16 protein-coding genes are annotated in these 14755 nt (G+C 55.9%); 9 read left to right on the forward strand and 7 right to left on the reverse strand.

Going from position 1 to position 14755, the window contains the following annotated elements:
* Nucleotides 1-160 precede the first annotated feature (160 nt).
* From ACR0EO_RS13095 to trpB, 8 genes are all read left to right on the forward strand, one after another.
* Nucleotides 161-1846, forward strand: a complete 1686-nt coding sequence (locus tag ACR0EO_RS13095; protein WP_480690583.1) for a tryptophan halogenase family protein — start codon at nucleotides 161-163, stop codon at nucleotides 1844-1846.
* A 139-nt stretch (nucleotides 1847-1985) separates the two neighbouring features.
* On the forward strand, nucleotides 1986-2270 hold the full coding sequence (locus tag ACR0EO_RS13100; RefSeq protein WP_480690585.1) for a DUF6525 family protein: 285 nt from the start codon (nucleotides 1986-1988) through the stop codon (nucleotides 2268-2270).
* Between the two features lie 264 nt (nucleotides 2271-2534).
* Nucleotides 2535-4211, forward strand: a complete 1677-nt coding sequence (rpsA, locus tag ACR0EO_RS13105) for a 30S ribosomal protein S1 (protein WP_170326968.1) — start codon at nucleotides 2535-2537, stop codon at nucleotides 4209-4211.
* A 271-nt stretch (nucleotides 4212-4482) separates the two neighbouring features.
* The gene (ihfB, locus tag ACR0EO_RS13110; RefSeq protein WP_037310872.1) at nucleotides 4483-4767 is read left to right on the forward strand and encodes an integration host factor subunit beta; all 285 of its coding nucleotides are present in this window, start codon (nucleotides 4483-4485) and stop codon (nucleotides 4765-4767) included.
* Between the two features lie 6 nt (nucleotides 4768-4773).
* A complete protein-coding gene (locus ACR0EO_RS13115; RefSeq protein ID WP_480691019.1) occupies nucleotides 4774-5124 on the forward strand; it encodes a lipopolysaccharide assembly protein LapA domain-containing protein in 351 nt (116 codons plus the stop codon).
* Nucleotides 5125-5133: 9 nt separating this feature from the next.
* Nucleotides 5134-5778, forward strand: coding sequence for a phosphoribosylanthranilate isomerase (locus ACR0EO_RS13120; RefSeq protein ID WP_480690587.1), 645 nt, complete (start codon nucleotides 5134-5136; stop codon nucleotides 5776-5778).
* Between the two features lie 47 nt (nucleotides 5779-5825).
* On the forward strand, nucleotides 5826-6161 hold the full coding sequence (locus ACR0EO_RS13125; protein ID WP_480690589.1) for a hypothetical protein: 336 nt from the start codon (nucleotides 5826-5828) through the stop codon (nucleotides 6159-6161).
* 67 nt (nucleotides 6162-6228) lie between these two features.
* Nucleotides 6229-7476: a tryptophan synthase subunit beta gene (trpB, locus tag ACR0EO_RS13130; protein ID WP_480690591.1), complete on the forward strand. Its 1248-nt coding sequence runs from the start codon at nucleotides 6229-6231 to the stop codon at nucleotides 7474-7476.
* Nucleotides 7477-7570: 94 nt separating this feature from the next.
* Here trpB and ACR0EO_RS13135 read toward each other — a convergent pair whose 3' ends face one another.
* The 7 genes from ACR0EO_RS13135 to ACR0EO_RS13165 all read right to left on the reverse strand — a co-directional run bounded on the left by ACR0EO_RS13135 (nucleotide 7571) and on the right by ACR0EO_RS13165 (nucleotide 13457).
* Nucleotides 7571-7948: a DUF2237 family protein gene (locus ACR0EO_RS13135; RefSeq protein ID WP_480690593.1), complete on the reverse strand. Its 378-nt coding sequence runs from the start codon at nucleotides 7946-7948 to the stop codon at nucleotides 7571-7573.
* Nucleotides 7949-7957: 9 nt separating this feature from the next.
* A complete protein-coding gene (locus tag ACR0EO_RS13140; RefSeq protein WP_480690595.1) occupies nucleotides 7958-9121 on the reverse strand; it encodes a serine hydrolase domain-containing protein in 1164 nt (387 codons plus the stop codon).
* 82 nt (nucleotides 9122-9203) lie between these two features.
* Entirely contained in the window at nucleotides 9204-9878 is a 675-nt protein-coding gene (gene pth / locus ACR0EO_RS13145) for an aminoacyl-tRNA hydrolase (RefSeq protein WP_480691021.1), read from the reverse strand.
* Between the two features lie 135 nt (nucleotides 9879-10013).
* Nucleotides 10014-10664 (reverse strand): 50S ribosomal protein L25/general stress protein Ctc, encoded by a 651-nt coding sequence (locus ACR0EO_RS13150; protein WP_480690597.1) that lies wholly within the window; start codon nucleotides 10662-10664, stop codon nucleotides 10014-10016.
* A 109-nt stretch (nucleotides 10665-10773) separates the two neighbouring features.
* A complete protein-coding gene (locus ACR0EO_RS13155) occupies nucleotides 10774-11952 on the reverse strand; it encodes an alpha-hydroxy acid oxidase (protein WP_480690599.1) in 1179 nt (392 codons plus the stop codon).
* Between the two features lie 140 nt (nucleotides 11953-12092).
* Complete coding sequence (gene trpA / locus ACR0EO_RS13160) at nucleotides 12093-12884, reverse strand: tryptophan synthase subunit alpha (protein ID WP_480690601.1); 792 nt, start codon at nucleotides 12882-12884, stop codon at nucleotides 12093-12095.
* A gap of 78 nt (nucleotides 12885-12962) precedes the next feature.
* A complete protein-coding gene (locus tag ACR0EO_RS13165; RefSeq protein ID WP_480690603.1) occupies nucleotides 12963-13457 on the reverse strand; it encodes an acyloxyacyl hydrolase in 495 nt (164 codons plus the stop codon).
* A 189-nt stretch (nucleotides 13458-13646) separates the two neighbouring features.
* On the opposite strand from ACR0EO_RS13165, the gene ychF reads away from it, so the two are divergent.
* A complete protein-coding gene (gene ychF, locus ACR0EO_RS13170) occupies nucleotides 13647-14744 on the forward strand; it encodes a redox-regulated ATPase YchF (protein ID WP_480690604.1) in 1098 nt (365 codons plus the stop codon).
* Nucleotides 14745-14755: the final 11 nt, after the last annotated feature.

Here is a 14755-nt window from a genome sequence, read left to right on the forward strand (position 1 = left end):
CGGATGCGCTGAAAAGCCGTCGCGTCATAAGCCCTAGCTGGATGAAAGAAAGCTGTTATAGTCCTTTCCCAAGCTAAAAGGGAAAGCTGTTTTACAAGCCCCAAAAACAAAAAAGGGCAGGCAGCTACAAATTCCCTCAAGCTAACAGGGATGGACAAATATGAATAATCGTTTGAGTAAAATCACCATCGTGGGTGGTGGTACAGCGGGTTGGATGACTGCGCTGATCCTAGACATGGTGTTTTCGCGCACGTCGGCACCCAAGGATCGTCCACGCATCTGCCTTATCGAAAGCCCCAATATCTCTACCGTGGGTGTCGGCGAGGCCACCGTGCCGCGTATGCCGGTCACACTACGGCAGGCGGGAATATCAGAGCGGGACTTTTTTCGCCAAACCAACGCGTCCTTCAAGCTGGGCGTGAAGTTTTGCAACTGGAACAAGGACGCCAAGGGTAATCGCATCGATTACGTAAACCCGTTTGCCCACGGTCAAATGTTGGAGGGGCTTGAGGCCGCAGAGTATTTCCTGCGTTTTGGCAACGGAGATCAGGATTTCACGCAATCCATCTCACCGCATGATCATCTGGCTAGCAGATGCAAGGGCGCGCGCAGACTGGGTCAACCTGAATTCGAGCAGCGCTTTGGTTACGCGTATCATCTGGACGCTGTGAAGTTTGCAGGCATGCTCACCAAGGTCTGCACCAAGCGCGGTGTCGAGCATATCCAGGATGAGGTGCAAGCAGTAGAGCTGGATGAGCAGGGCAATGTCAGCCATCTGATGTTAGAGCGTGGCGGGCGTCATGACATTGAAATGGTCGTGGACTGCACCGGGTTTCGCGGGTTGATTATCAATCAGGCACTTGGCGAGCCGTTCATGGATTATTCGGAGTACCTGCCGAATGATCGCGCTATGGCGCTGCAGATCGAACATCCCGATCCAGAAAAGATCGAAAGCCTTACTCGATCGACCGCACTTGGTGCAGGTTGGACGTGGCGGGTACCGCTCTTCAACCGGGTGGGCACGGGCTATGTGTTTTCATCGGCGCATCGCACAGATGATCAAGCCGCGGACGAATACCTTGAGTGGCTGGGTGACAGCGGCAAAGGTTTGACGCCGCGGGTGATCCCAATGCGTGTTGGCCGCGTACGAAACGCTTGGGTCAAGAACTGTGTAGCGATCGGCCTATCTGGTGGGTTTATCGAACCATTGGAAAGCACCGCGATCCACATGATCGACCATGCGGTGCGTTGGTTCGCCGAGCACTTGCCGACCCGAGAGATCGAGCCGTCCCTGCGGGCCAGATATAATCGGCAGATGGATAAACTCTACAACGAAGTGCTGGAGTTCATTTGTTTGCACTATCGGTTGGGCAATCGCACGGATGACCAATACTGGATCGACGCGCGCACCGAGATGAAATTGCCGGATCGGCTGGCTGAGAACCTTGAGTTGTGGCAGCACCGATTGCCAATGGACCACGATATCGAATTTGCCACTCTATTTGACAGTCGTGTTTATCAGACGGTTCTTTTGGGCAAGCAGGTTTATGATACGGGCTTTGGCCCCGGCATTCGCGATCGCCTGCGTCCGTTGAAGAAACCGCTTTGGTTCCAGGGTATGAAGCGCGCGAAAGCCGACCTTGCCCAGATAATCAAATCGATGCCGGATCACAAAACGCTGCTGCGCGATATCCGGGGAGAGTTGGAGCGACCCGCCTTTAAAAAAGCGGCCGTGGCGAAACCGACCGTGCAGATGCCAGGTGTCACCCCGGCACCCGTTGCAATTCAAAACATGCCGAACTTTGCCGAAATCCAAAGTGGCGTGAAGGACTTGCAGCTCTTCTAGGTGTTGCCGGGCAATCTTGGGGAATATCCCAGAAAATCGAAGGACGGGGCGTCATGCCCCGCCTTCAGGTGACCAAATCTAGGTTCTTGCGAGTGCTAAAAATGTGATGTAATCACATAAAAAACACGAGGCGAGCGCGTTGCAAGGACAGCTGGAACAAAGCCGCAAGGTCAGGCGGAATCTAAAGAGTTGTCTTAAACGGCGGCGGCGGCAAACGGCTCCCATGCAGGTTTACGATTCCTTGCCACCGGGGCTTCGCCAGTGGTTAGCTTCGGCCAGTCTGCCGTGGAGCCCTGTTTCCGCACAAAAAATATGGAACCGGGCAGGTGGCGCCCGAAACCCGTCTGCCGCATTGTCGCGCCTTGATGAAATTGAGCAGGCCATGCTGCGGAGAGATGCCGGGGTTTGGAGCGCCAAAAGCTGAACCGGGCATTGGCAAAGACCTGTCGAACCTTGAAAATATGGGCTTTGCTCTTGCACATGCCGGGGAATCCGCCTATACGCGCGCTGTCTGAACAAGGGCGGTTAACGTCCGGATGACGTATCTGAGCAGGGCCGGGTCACCTCGGCCCTTTGTGTTTGTGTAGTCAGATGCGCTCCGGGTCACGCCCGAAGACACCATGAAACAAGACCGGCGGAGACAACCGCTCGGCCAGTAAAAACGTTATGTAAAGGAAAACAACGCCACATGGCTAACGCATCCATGGAGGAATTCGAAGCCCTCCTTAATGAAAGCTTCGAAATGGACACACCCGAAGAGGGTTCTGTTGTCAAAGGTAAGGTTCTGGCGATTGAAGCTGGCCAAGCCATCATCGACGTAGGCTACAAAATGGAAGGCCGCGTTGATCTGAAAGAATTCGCAAATCCTGGCGAAGCCCCTGAAATCGCTGTTGGTGACGAGGTAGAAGTTTACCTGCGTGCCGCAGAAAACGCCCGTGGCGAAGCTGTCATCTCGCGCGAGATGGCTCGCCGTGAAGAGGCATGGGACCGTCTGGAAAAAGCATACGCCGACGACCAGCGCGTCGAAGGTGCTATCTTTGGTCGCGTCAAAGGTGGCTTCACCGTCGATCTGGGTGGCGCAGTTGCGTTCCTGCCCGGCTCGCAGGTTGACGTTCGCCCCGTGCGCGATGCTGGCCCGCTGATGGGTCTGAAGCAGCCGTTCCAGATCCTGAAAATGGACCGTCGCCGTGGCAACATCGTTGTTTCGCGTCGCGCCATCCTGGAAGAATCGCGTGCCGAACAGCGTGCCGAAGTTATCGGCAACCTGTCCGAAGGTCAGACCGTCGAGGGTGTTGTCAAAAACATCACCGAATACGGTGCATTCGTTGACCTGGGCGGCGTTGACGGCCTGCTGCACGTCACCGACATGGCATGGCGCCGTGTAAACCACCCGTCCGAGATCCTGACGATCGGCGAAACCATCAAGGTTCAGGTCATCAAGATCAACAAAGAGACCCACCGCATCAGCCTGGGCATGAAGCAGCTGCAAGAAGATCCGTGGGATCTGGTTGCCGCCAAGTACCCGCTGGGCTCGGTCCATCAGGGTCGCGTCACCAACATCACCGACTACGGCGCGTTCGTCGAGCTGGAAGCTGGTGTCGAAGGTCTGGTGCACGTGTCCGAGATGTCCTGGACCAAGAAAAACGTCCACCCCGGCAAGATCGTTTCGACCAGCCAGGAAGTCGACGTCATGGTTCTGGAAATCGACGGCGCCAAGCGTCGCGTGTCTCTGGGCCTCAAGCAGACTCAGCGCAACCCGTGGGAAGTGTTTGCAGAAACACACCCCGAGGGCACGCAGGTCGAAGGCGAAGTCAAGAACATCACCGAGTTCGGTCTGTTCATTGGCCTCGAAGGCGACATCGACGGCATGGTTCACCTGTCGGACCTGTCGTGGGACGAGCGTGGCGAGGATGCCATCCAGAACTACCGCAAAGGCGACATGGTTTCGGCCGTCGTTTCGGAAGTTGACGTTGAGAAAGAGCGTATCTCGCTGTCGATCAAAGCCTTGGGCGGTGACAAGTTCGCCGAAGCCGTGGGCGGCGTGAAGCGTGGCTCGGTCATCACCGTTGAAGTGACTGCTATCGAAGATGGCGGCATCGAGGTCGAGTACGAAGGTATGAAGTCGTTCATCCGTCGTTCGGACCTGTCGCGTGACCGTGCCGAACAGCGCCCTGAGCGTTTCTCGGTCGGTGACAAGGTCGACGTTCGCGTCACCAACGTCGACAGCAAGACTCGCCGTCTAGGTCTGTCGATCAAGGCACGCGAAATCGCCGAAGAGAAAGAGGCCGTGGAACAGTACGGTTCTTCCGACTCGGGCGCGTCGCTGGGCGATATCCTGGGTGCAGCACTGAAGTCGGGCGACTAAGCTCGAGCCTCAGCTCAAACCAAATTAACGGCTCCGCGTTATCGCGCGGGGCCGTTTTTGTTGCGAATCAATATGTTCCATTTTTTAGGGTTAATTTGACCGTCGCGCATGCTTTAAACGTCGAATTCATGCGAAGAGGCAAAAAATCGCGTGACTTTGAGGCAAAATGAAGGCTTCAAACACAGAGTCAACATTCCCCCGTACCGACTTTTTTCCTATACTGATCAGAACAATAGACATGGTTAACCGGTCGCCTGGGAGGGTAACGCACATGATCCGTTCAGAACTGATTCAAAAAATCGCCGACGAAAATCCGCATCTCTATCAACGCGACGTCGAGCGGATTGTGAATACCGTGTTCGAAGAAGTTACGGATGCCATGGCCCGTGGTGACCGTGTTGAACTGCGCGGATTCGGCGCCTTTTCTGTTAAACAGCGCGACGCGCGCGTGGGACGTAACCCCCGCACGGGCGAGACTGTACAGGTCGAAGAAAAGTGCGTTCCGTTTTTCAAAACTGGTAAGTTGCTAAGGGACCGATTGAACGGTAAAGCCTAAGCCATGATGCGCTACCTTCGATATGCTTTTCTGGCGATCCTCGGGATCGTGCTTATCTCCGTTTCGCTGGCCAATCGCGAGACGGTTGAACTGACGCTGATGCCGGAACCTCTGGCAGAGCTTTTGGGCTTTAACCTCAGCACCTCGCTTCCTCTGTTCGTGGTCGTGTTGGGTGGTGTGGTCTCTGGCCTGATCATCGGTTTCCTTTGGGAGTGGCTGCGCGAGCATAAGCATCGTCGTGACGCGTCTGCCAAGAAAAGCGAAGTCCGAAAGCTTGAGCGTGAAGTCAAAAAGCTCAAGAAGAAGCAGAACGAAGGTCAGGACGAAGTTCTGGCTCTGCTGGATGAGGCTAGCTGAGGCGCGACAATGCCCCAAGATGCAAGTGTAAAAATCTGCGGCCTGACCGCCCCTGATCACGTGCGCGCAGCTGCCGACGCGGGCGCGCGTTACGTGGGGTTTGTGTTTTTTCCCAAATCACCGCGGCACGTGCAGCTTGAAGCTGCCGCTGAGCTGGCTCATCTGGTGCCTGCAGGGATCGCCAAAGTCGCGCTAACTGTGAACGCTTCTGACGACGAACTGGATCGTATAGTGGGCGCTGTGCCGCTGGATATGTTGCAGCTGCATGGCAAGGAGACCCCGGATCGGGTCGCAGAAGTCCGCGAGCGATTTGGGTTGCCTGTGATGAAGGCCATTGGTGTGGCTGACTCCGAGGATTTGACCGCAATTGATCTCTACTCCGAGGTGGCGGATCAGTTGCTGATCGATGCCAAACCGCCGCGCAACGCAGAGCTGCCGGGCGGCAACGGTTTGGCATTTGATTGGCGCCTTCTGGCAGGGCGCAAATACTGGCGGCGCCCGTGGATGCTTGCCGGTGGGCTGACACCTGACAACGTTGCCGAGGCCATGCGTATGACCGGTGCGCGACAGGTCGATGTTTCCTCTGGTGTGGAAAGTGCGCCAGGGATCAAGGACGCAACTCTGATCAAAGATTTTATCAACGCTACTCGGTGATCTGATCGCCCAGTGCCTGCGTATCTCCGATAGGGGAGGAAGCAAATATGTTGGCGGCGATTGGCGGAGTTTCTTTGAAGCGCTGGTATTATGGACCAGAGCTATTCTGGCGGGCGCGTCAGGCGTTGCTGCAGGCACGTGGTGATCCACTGTGTTTGCACGCCGGTGTTTTCCCGCATCAGGGACTCTATTTTTCACTCAGTGTCTGGCAGGATGCCGAAGCGATGTTGACCTTTGCGCACTCTGGCCCGCATCGCAGGGTTATGCAGGCTACCTCTCGATTGGCAGACGTTAACAAGTTCCACCATTTCCATTGTATTGCGGTGCCCAGCAGAGATCAGGCTTTGCAGGTTTGGGAACAACATGTTCAAGCGGCGGAATGATACGTTTTGCCATGGCAAATCCCGCCGCTACCTCCTATGAACACGGAGTACGACGATGGAGACACCCATGGCCAACGATCTTTTCAATTCCTTCATGTCCGGTCCTGACGAGCAGGGCCGCTTTGGCATATTCGGAGGACGGTTTGTCAGCGAAACGCTGATGCCTCTGATCCTCTCGCTGGAAGAGGAATATGAGAAGGCCAAAGATGACCCCACTTTCTGGGCCGAGATGGACGACCTGTGGGCGAACTACGTTGGTCGCCCCTCACCGCTGTATTACGCTGAGCGCCTGACCGAACATCTGGGTGGTGCCAAAATCTACCTGAAGCGTGATGAGCTGAACCACACCGGCGCGCACAAGATCAACAACGTGCTGGGCCAGATCATTCTGGCTCGGCGTATGGGCAAGACCCGGATCATCGCCGAAACCGGGGCAGGGCAGCACGGCGTGGCCACCGCCACTGTCTGCGCCAAGTTCGGTCTGAAATGCGTGGTCTACATGGGGGCGCATGACGTGCAGCGTCAGGCGCCGAACGTTTTCCGTATGCGTCTGCTGGGTGCCGAAGTGATTCCGGTGACTTCGGGCCGTGGCACTTTGAAAGACGCGATGAACGACGCGCTGCGCGATTGGGTGACCAATGTGCGTGATACGTTCTACTGCATCGGCACCGTCGCAGGTCCGCACCCGTATCCGGCGATGGTTCGTGATTTCCAGTCGATCATCGGCAAAGAAGCCAAAGAACAGATGATGAAGGCTGAGGGCCGTCTTCCCGACACGATCATTGCTGCCATCGGCGGTGGTTCGAACGCGATGGGCCTGTTCTACCCGTTCCTCGACGACAAAGACGTCAACATCATTGGCGTTGAGGCCGGTGGTAAAGGCGTGAACGAAAAGATGGAGCATTGCGCCTCACTGACCGGTGGTCGCCCAGGCGTTCTGCATGGCAATCGTACCTACCTGCTGCAGGACGATGATGGCCAGATCCTTGAAGGGTACTCGATCTCGGCTGGTCTGGATTATCCGGGCATCGGTCCCGAGCATTCCTGGCTGCACGATATCGGCCGCGCGAACTATGTCTCGATCACCGACAAAGAGGCGCTGGAGGCGTTCCAGCTGTGCTGCGCGACCGAAGGCATCATCCCGGCCCTCGAACCCAGCCACGCGCTAGCGCATGTCATGAAGATTGCGCCTGAACTACCCAAAGATCACCTCATCTGCATGAACATGTGCGGACGCGGAGACAAGGACGTTCAGACCGTTGCCAAGTATCTGAACTTTGACATGTCAGATACTGAGGGCCGTACCGCAGACTAAGCGGGCGCCACTAGGGCTTGGAACTTTCAGCTACTGTTATACCCAAGCCCAACAAAAATCAGCAGAGACGCGGTTTTATGATTTTGAAACTGCGTCAGCTTTCCAACGCGTTGTGTTGCTGAAGAATTTGCAGTGGAACGACATCCAGCGCACGCTGATGCGTTGCCTCCAAATGCACTTTCGGAGCACAGCCCTCATCATGGGCCTGCAAGAACCGACCCGCACACAGGCACCAACTGTCTCCTGGATTCAGGCCGGGAAAGTTGAACTCGGGGCGTGGTGTGCTCAGGTCATTGCCGACATACTTTGAAAAGGCTAGGAACTCGGCCGTCATCACCGCACAAACCGTATGGCTTCCCTGATCCTCAGGGCATGTGTTACACGCGCCATCCCTAAAGAACCCAGTCAAAGGATCGCGGGAACAGGGCGCTAGGACGCCCCCCAATACGTTGATGCTGTCCTGCTTTTGCATAAGGCCACCTTACAGGCTTTGGGCGATTTTGCGGAACATTTCTATGTTTGCTTCGTTGACTCCGGGATCACGAAACCTTCGATCTGCTCCGGTTGTTACCAGCAAGACGCCGCGAGGTTGGTCAAAATAGATGTACTGACCATAGACGCCCCGTGCAAAAAACTCGCCTTCATGCGCGTCAACAGGGATCCACCACTGATAGCCATACCCCGTATCTCCTGCGGCGGTAGGGGCGCTGGGAAAGGTGGATTCAGCTATCCATTCCGAAGGAACAAGCTGTTGCCCATTATGTTCCCCGTTCTGCAATATCATCTGACCAAACCGGGCGAAGTCGCGGGTGGTGAAGTTCAATCCACCCAGCACAAAGGCAACGCCGGCACCATCGGTCACGTAATAGCCGTCGTATTCCAGGCCCAGTGGTTGAATGATCTTTTCGGTCAGCAACTCGGTCACGCTACGACCGGTTGCGCCGCGGATTACCATGCCGATGACATGGGTGTCGATGGACACGTATTGCCATGTGTCGCCCGGAGTGGCGAAAGTATCCTGTAGTGAGGCGGCGAAATCGTCCAACTCACCCCCCAACGCCACGACGCGCCCCATCCGGTTGATGTCAGAGTTGGGATCGAAGTAGTCCTCATTAAACGTGACGCCGCTAGCCATGTTGAGCACGTTGCGGATCGTTGCGCCGTCATAGGCGGTACCTTGCAGTTCAGGCGCGTATTTCTCCACTGGATCATCCAGTGAGTCGATCGCCCCTTCGTCCAGCAGAACCCCAAACAGCGCCGAGAGATAGCTCTTGGCAACCGACCAAGATATCCGTCGGTCCTCGGGGGCTGTATCCTGATAGTATTCTTCGAACCGGATTTCGCCGTCCTGCATCACCAGCAAAGACGTCACGCTACGGTCCTCGATCCAGGTGTCTGTTCCTTCGGGTAAATCGAACCCAGGGCCATAGGGCAGTTCCCATGTCGGTCCGTCGCCACGAGGCAAATTGACCGTCAGAAATGCTTCGTCCATATGGGAAAAGTTGTGGACGATCTTTTCTTCGGAAAACAAAGAGTTCACAGCCATCAATCGCTGAATTTCTTCGCGCTTCCAAAAGCCAACGACAACGGCGGCCAGTGCCAGCATCAGAACGATGCGCAGCACCCACTTGAACAGAGTCCTCATATGTCTCCTCCCATATGTGTGCCACATTGGACCGCGCCCAAAGACAATCCGCAATTAGGACGTTACGGCAACACGCCATGGCCTATTTGAACTTGTCCAGCAGCTTTTGCATGGCAGACCGTTCGTCTACTTCTGGCGCGGGCTTGGGCGCAGCTTTAGCCCCGTCAGCAGGGGTTTTGGAGGAACGCGGTGGGGCGGTGCGCAGCGCAACCGCGTTCATGAACTTACCGCTTTCTCCATCGGCCAGATAATTTGCGCCGTCGGACACGCCGCGCAGCACATCGTCCAGCCAGTCTGCGTCGGCTTTAGCAAAATCCCCCAGTACATAGGGTGAAACCATTTCTTTGCGTCCCGGATGCCCGATCCCCAACCGCACCCGATCATAGGCTGGGCTGATGTGTTCGTGGATTGAGCGCAACCCGTTGTGCCCCGCATGTCCGCCGCCTGCTTTAACGCGAACCTTGCCTGGAGCGAGGTCCAGTTCGTCATGAAAAACGGTCACGTCCGTCGAGTCCAGTTTATAGAACCGCATCGCCTCACCAACGGATTGGCCCGAGCGGTTCATGAAAGTCTGTGGCTTAATCAGCAGAACCTTGTCACGGCCTAGTCGCCCTTCTGCTATTTCAGCCTGAAACTTGGACTTCCATGGTCCGAAACCGTGATCTTCGGCAATCCGGTCCACGGCCATAAAGCCGATATTGTGCCGGTTGCGGGCATATTTCGATCCCGGGTTCCCCAATCCGACAAACAGTTTCATAGTTTCGTCCTTGTACAGAGCGCCATACGCGATGGTTGATGGCATGGAATGCCACCCGTTTTCCAGCCCGAGCGGCAAAAGAAAACGGGGCCCGAATTCGAGCCCCGTTTCAAAATCCGAAATTCAAGTTCGGACTTATTCTTCTTCCTGGCCGACGACTTCAACTTCGTCTGCAGCCACTTCTTCGCCTTCTTCCTCATCGTCGCTGGACGACAGGCCGGTCGGCGCCGAGATGTTTGCGATCACGAAGTCACGGTCGATGGTCGGCTTAGTACCGGCCGGCAGTTCAACCGAAGAAATGGTGACAACGTCGTTGATGTTCAGACCGGTCACGTCGACAACGATCTTTTCAGGAATGTCACCTGCGGTGCACATCAGTTCAACTTCAGGACGAACAACGGTCAGAACGCCGCCTTTTTTGATGCCGGGCGCTTCTTCTTCGTTGATAAACTCAACGGGGATGAACAGCGCGATCTTGGTGGTCCGACGCAGGCGCATCAGGTCCAGGTGGGTCGGCAGGTCTTTGACAACGTCACGCTGAACGTCGCGGCAGATGACGCGGACGTCTTCGTGGCCTTCAACCTTCAGGTTCCACAGGGTCGACTTGAAGCGGCCTGCTTTCAGGCGCTTGAACAGGACGTTGAACGGGATCTGGATCGGCAGCGGCTCTTTGTCACCACCAAAAACAATGCCCGGAACCATGCCGTCGCGACGTGCTTGACGAGCGGCGCCCTTGCCTGTCCCCGTCCGTTCCAGAGCTACGAGATCAGGAATCTCTCCAGCCATGATAATTCTCCAATGTTAGGGCGGGCATCCTCCAAGGCTGTATGCCCGCGTGAAGCCGCGTCCTTAGCTTGATTCATTGGATTTGGAAAGGGCTTTTTGGCCTTTTGTTTTAAAGGCCAGGTTCCCCTTGCCAGCGGCCTCCGAAGTCCTGGGGAACCAACAGGTTGTGCCGCCCCAGATCTTCAACGTTGCGCTCGCCACACAATGCCATTGTCGTGTCCAACTCTTTCTGGATGACGTCCAGTGCAGTTGTCACACCTTTCTGCCCCATGGCACCCAGGCCGTAAACAAAGGCGCGTCCGATATACGTGCCCTTGGCCCCCAGCGCCACGGCTTTCAAAACGTCCTGACCAGATCGGATACCACTGTCCAAATGAACCTCGATATCATCGCCGACGGCATCCATGATTTGCGGCAGCATGCGGATAGAGCTGAGCGCGCCGTCCAGTTGGCGCCCACCGTGGTTCGATACGACGATTGCGTCGACGCCGAGTTTAGCAGCCATTTTCGCGTCTTCGGCGTCCAGGATGCCCTTAAGGATGACCTTACCACCCCATTGCTCAATCAGCTTTTCGACTTTGCCCCAGTCGAGGCTTGGGTCGAACTGCTCGGCGGTCCAGGCGCCCAATGAGGACGCGTCAGATATTCCTTCTACGTGGCCCACGATATTGCCGAACTCACGTCGTTTGGCACCAAGCATCTCGATGCCCCATGACCACTTGGTCGCAAGGTTTGCAATGGTCTTCGCTGTCAGTTTCGGAGGGGCGGATAGACCGTTTTTCAGATCCTTGTGCCGTTGTCCTAGGATCTGCAGGTCGAGCGTAATCACCAAGGCCGAGCACTTGGCATCCTTGGCGCGTTGGATCAGGCGACTGACATAGTCCTGATCTTTCATTGTATAAAGCTGGAACCAGAACGGCTTGGTTGTATGTTCGGCCACATCTTCGATCGAGTTGATCGACATCGTCGACAAAGTAAAAGGGACGCCAAATTCTTCGGCTGCTTTTGCGGCCTTCATTTCTCCGTCTGCGTGCTGCATACCCGTCAATCCGACTGGGGCCAGCGCGACTGGCATCGCAACATCCTCGCCGATCATTTGCGAAGCGGTTGACCGTCCAGCCATGTCCACAGCAACCCGTTGCCGCAGGCGGATATCAGAAAAATCCGAGCTGTTGTCGCGGAAGGTCTGCTCAGTCCAGCTGCCACTTTCCGCGTAATCGTAAAACATCCGTGGCACGCGACGTTCGTAGATGCGTCGGAGGTCTTCGATCGTTGTAATAACAGCCATGTGTGGGCGCTTTCGTTACATTGGTTAGATGTTTGTGCCAATTTTCTAACATGCCTAACACCCACGTCCAGACAACAAAAAACCGCAGCAAGCCATCAACTTGCTGCGGTTTTTTCAGATTGGGCTAGCGTCCAGGACGATCAGGCGGAATGCGCGCCGTCGGCCAGAGATTTCACGAAGTCCAGAACCTCGGCAACGGGTTTGCCTGCAGCAATTTGGCTGACGATGGCCGAGCCAACCACAGCGCCATCTGCGACAGTGGCGATGGCCTTGGATTTCTCAGGTGTGTTGATGCCAAAACCGACGATAACAGGCAGATCGGTCGCGGACTTGATCCGCGCCACTTCGGGGCCAACATTCGTCGCCTGCGCTTCGGCAGCACCCGTAATACCGGTGATTGAGACGTAGTACACAAAGCCAGACGTGTTTTGCAGAACACGGGGCAAGCGTTTGTCATCCGTAGTCGGTGTCGCCAGCCGGATGAAGTTCAGACCTGCGGCCTGGGCCGGCAAACACAGTTCTTCGTCCTCTTCCGGGGGCAGGTCGACAACGATGAGGCCGTCGATACCAGCCGCTTGAGCGTCGGCCAGAAAGGTCTCGACACCCCGGCTATAGATTGGGTTGTAGTATCCCATCAATACGATGGGCGTCGTGTCATCAGTCTCGCGGAAGGCGCGGGCCAAATCCAAGGTACGTTGCAGGGTCATGCCGCCGTCCAGCGCGCGTTGGCCAGCCGCTTGAATGGTTGGGCCATCGGCCATTGGGTCGGTGAAGGGCAGACCCAGTTCAATTACATCGACACCAGCAGCGGGCAGGCCTTTTACGATCTCAAGCGACGTGTCGAAATCAGGGTCGCCTGCCATGATGTAAGCAACAAAGGCCTTTTTCCCTTCGGCTTTCAGGGCGGCGAACTTGGCATCAATACGGGTCATCTGCAGTCCTTGCATTCAGAGTTGAACCTGATGTGCAGAAACTTTGCCCGGAAATCAATCCCACCAAGGCAGATTGCGTCAGAACCCGTAATGATAGCGCAGAAGAACGGAGTTAACGCCCGGGTTCTCTTCGTGCGTGCTGGCATTGGATTTGTGCGTGACCGCCAGGGAAAGCTTGTTGCCACCTTCTAGTGTGTAGCCGACGCCCAAAAGGCTGCGAATCTGGAACTCGCCACCTAGATCGTTTAGCTCGTCACCCTCTGCAAAGTATCCCGGCATTACGCTGCCTTCGACGAACCAGCGATTGGCAAAGCTGTAATAGCCGATCAGACCAACGCCGATGTGAATATCACCAGCCGTATCAACTGTCAGAGCGCCGCCCCAAGCGGCGCTAACTCTCGTCGCTTGGTGAAAAGGGCGATGCTGGTATTCGATTGCTACAACGGCTTCATCTTCTGCGTTGCTTTCGGAGAAATCTGAAAAGCCGGCACCGATTACTAAAGTTTGGGCTTGCGCAGCTTGCACCGCGCAAAACAGCGCAATGGCAGCACTTACGTGTTTTTTGTAGGGCATTCACTAATCGTGTGTTCGCAACTAAATATGTCCCGATCTTAGGGGCACGGCTTCCCTAAGAGCAAGCGGTTGGGCGGTGAACTTTTTCGTGATGTGGCTAATCCGGCTTTCTGTCTGATTTGTTGTCTGACTTGCGCATCGACACGGACCTGCATAGAAGCACCCCTCGAATGGCATCAGGAGACCGTCATGGGCTTTAAAATGGGAATTGTGGGTTTGCCGAACGTGGGTAAGTCGACCCTCTTCAATGCGCTGACCAAAACCGCGGCCGCACAGGCGGCGAACTTCCCGTTCTGCACGATTGAGCCCAACGTAGGCGATGTTGCGGTGCCTGACGATCGTCTGGACAAACTGGCCGCGATTGCGAGCTCAAAGCAGATCATTCCAACGCGGATGACCTTTGTGGACATTGCCGGTCTGGTAAAGGGTGCCTCGAAAGGTGAGGGGTTGGGCAACCAGTTCCTAGCCAATATCCGCGAGACCGACGCCATTGCCCACGTGTTGCGTTGTTTCGAAGATGGCGACGTAACCCACGTCGATGGCCGCGTCGATCCGGTTGCCGACGCTGACACAATCGAGACCGAGTTGATGCTGGCCGATCTGGAAAGCATCGAAAAACGCCGCGCCAATCTGGTGCGCAAACTCAAGGGCAACGACAAAGAAGCTCAGCAGCAAGACCGCCTGCTGGCCGAAGCGCAGGAAATGCTGGAAAACGGCAAGCCCGCGCGTCTGGTCGAGGTTTCTGACGAAGATTCGAAAGCTTGGAAGATGCTGCAGCTTCTGACCACCAAACCGGTCTTGTATGTCTGCAACGTTTCTGAGGAAGAAGCAGCCGAAGGCAATGAGTATTCGGCCAAGGTCGCCGAGATGGCTGCTGCTCAGGGCAATTCCCACGTCATCATCAGCGCCAAGATCGAAGAAGAGATCAGCCTGTTGGAAGACGACGAAGCCCAGATGTTCCTTGAGGAAATGGGTTTGGAAGAACCTGGCCTCGACCGTTTGATCCGCGCTGGTTACGACCTGCTCAAACTGGAAACCTATTTCACCGTAGGACCGAAAGAAGCCCGTGCCTGGACCATCCGTACCGGCACCGCCGCGCCGCAGGCTGCAGGCGTCATCCACGGTGATTTCGAAAAAGGTTTCATCCGCGCTGAGACTATCGCTTATGACGACTACATCGCCGCCAACGGCGAACAAGGCGCCAAAGAAGCTGGCAAGATGCGCGCTGAGGGTAAGGGCTATATCGTCAAAGATGGCGATGTGATGCACTTCCTGTTCAACACCTGATCACTTTGGGT

This window comes from Ruegeria sp. BE9, assembly GCF_056538765.1.

What these genes read in the sequence shown, in the direction of transcription:
- ACR0EO_RS13165 (WP_480690603.1), bottom strand. Translation starts at nt 13,457, where the DNA reads ATGCCCTACAAAAAACACGTAAGTGCTGCCATTGCGCTGTTTTGCGCG.
- trpB (WP_480690591.1), top strand. Translation starts at nt 6,229, where the DNA reads ATGGCCAACGATCTTTTCAATTCCTTCATGTCCGGTCCTGACGAGCAG.
- ACR0EO_RS13115 (WP_480691019.1), top strand. Translation starts at nt 4,774, where the DNA reads ATGCGCTACCTTCGATATGCTTTTCTGGCGATCCTCGGGATCGTGCTT.
- rpsA (WP_170326968.1), top strand. Translation starts at nt 2,535, where the DNA reads ATGGCTAACGCATCCATGGAGGAATTCGAAGCCCTCCTTAATGAAAGC.
- ACR0EO_RS13095 (WP_480690583.1), top strand. Translation starts at nt 161, where the DNA reads ATGAATAATCGTTTGAGTAAAATCACCATCGTGGGTGGTGGTACAGCG.
- ACR0EO_RS13135 (WP_480690593.1), bottom strand. Translation starts at nt 7,948, where the DNA reads ATGCAAAAGCAGGACAGCATCAACGTATTGGGGGGCGTCCTAGCGCCC.
- ychF (WP_480690604.1), top strand. Translation starts at nt 13,647, where the DNA reads ATGGGCTTTAAAATGGGAATTGTGGGTTTGCCGAACGTGGGTAAGTCG.
- pth (WP_480691021.1), bottom strand. Translation starts at nt 9,878, where the DNA reads ATGAAACTGTTTGTCGGATTGGGGAACCCGGGATCGAAATATGCCCGC.
- ihfB (WP_037310872.1), top strand. Translation starts at nt 4,483, where the DNA reads ATGATCCGTTCAGAACTGATTCAAAAAATCGCCGACGAAAATCCGCAT.
- ACR0EO_RS13155 (WP_480690599.1), bottom strand. Translation starts at nt 11,952, where the DNA reads ATGGCTGTTATTACAACGATCGAAGACCTCCGACGCATCTACGAACGT.
- ACR0EO_RS13125 (WP_480690589.1), top strand. Translation starts at nt 5,826, where the DNA reads ATGTTGGCGGCGATTGGCGGAGTTTCTTTGAAGCGCTGGTATTATGGA.
- ACR0EO_RS13140 (WP_480690595.1), bottom strand. Translation starts at nt 9,121, where the DNA reads ATGAGGACTCTGTTCAAGTGGGTGCTGCGCATCGTTCTGATGCTGGCA.
- ACR0EO_RS13120 (WP_480690587.1), top strand. Translation starts at nt 5,134, where the DNA reads ATGCCCCAAGATGCAAGTGTAAAAATCTGCGGCCTGACCGCCCCTGAT.
- ACR0EO_RS13150 (WP_480690597.1), bottom strand. Translation starts at nt 10,664, where the DNA reads ATGGCTGGAGAGATTCCTGATCTCGTAGCTCTGGAACGGACGGGGACA.
- trpA (WP_480690601.1), bottom strand. Translation starts at nt 12,884, where the DNA reads ATGACCCGTATTGATGCCAAGTTCGCCGCCCTGAAAGCCGAAGGGAAA.